At 63.1% G+C, this 1,084-nt stretch carries 1 protein-coding gene; it reads left to right on the top strand.

The genetic code is table 11. The features are described 5' to 3' along the window. The first annotated feature begins 399 nt into the window (after positions 1-399). Entirely contained in the window at positions 400-804 is a 405-nt protein-coding gene (locus tag AB0M47_RS42795; RefSeq protein WP_363424796.1) for a hypothetical protein, read from the top strand. Positions 805-1,084 lie beyond the last annotated feature (280 nt).

Here is a 1,084-nt window from a genome sequence, read left to right as displayed (position 1 = left end):
GGTCATGGTGGCGTCGCCGACACCAGTACCGAGCCAAAACAAGCCACTACCAGCGAAGACTCAACCTCAGCCAAGTGCGGCTGGAGTACTAGCCATCGGCACGTGCGTCGACGTGAATGCGGCGGTCGGCGGGAATCGAAGCGTGCGCTGCCCAGTGCTCGTTCGCCCAGCGGGAAGCTGTCCACTTGCGCTGATGCGAACCCGGGCTTGGCACGCGACGTCACTTGATCGGGCTCCCGAGTTCGGGCCGCAGTGGCATGTCGATTCGGCATGTGACTGTTTCTATTCGGGCAGAATGAGTGCCGGTCCGGTGGCAAGACACGGAAGAGGCCCTGGTTTGCCAGGGCGACAGCGGTCCGCTGTCTCGACTCTTTCTTCCGGAGACAAGCCCGTGCGGCAATGGCCGCCAACGCCGCCAATGGTTACGTTTCTCTCGTTGTCGTCGCGCGGCACAGCGTCCATTGCGTTCGAGAGACGGTGAGGTGTCTGATGAAGATGAGACGAGCGTTGTCCACAGCGATAGCCGCAGCGGCTCTAGTCGCTGGACTCGCTTTCACGGCGGAGCCGGCGCAGGCTTTCGGGCCCTCGTACTGCAACGCGTCGACGTGTTCGTTGTCGATCTCGGCCAACACCGGCGGCATCTATTTCGAGATGCCGCGGTTGACGAAAGTCACCATGATCTGCTGGACGGACAGCCAGTGGTGGAATGGCACCAACCGATGGTTCAAGGTCGACACCGTCTACGGGCGCGGATACATGATCGCAACACAGGTGTCCAACCAGACCAAAGTCGGCCACTGCTGATAAGCCTGTCATGCGGACTGCACGACTGCCGTGCAGTCCGCTCCCCTTGCGTCGTGCTGCCAGCGCGACCGTGCACGAGTCCATGCCGCCCTGAACCCCGTGGACCGAACTTGGCCACACCGGTAGCAGAGTGAGTCCACTCAAGGCCTCAGGGGATCGAACATCGGGCCGCCAGCCGGTCCCGCGCTGTCCGCGTACGAGCTCACATGTCGGCGGGGGTACGACCTGACGTGTCGGTCTCCGGCGGCGACGATCATGACATGGTGGGTCCGTCGGGCGC

Source organism: Hamadaea sp. NPDC051192 (genome assembly GCF_040682475.1).
GTDB lineage: Bacteria > Actinomycetota > Actinomycetes > Mycobacteriales > Micromonosporaceae > Hamadaea > Hamadaea flava.
Note: the sequence above shows the minus strand (reverse complement) of the source record. Positions and strands in the feature narration are given on the sequence as shown.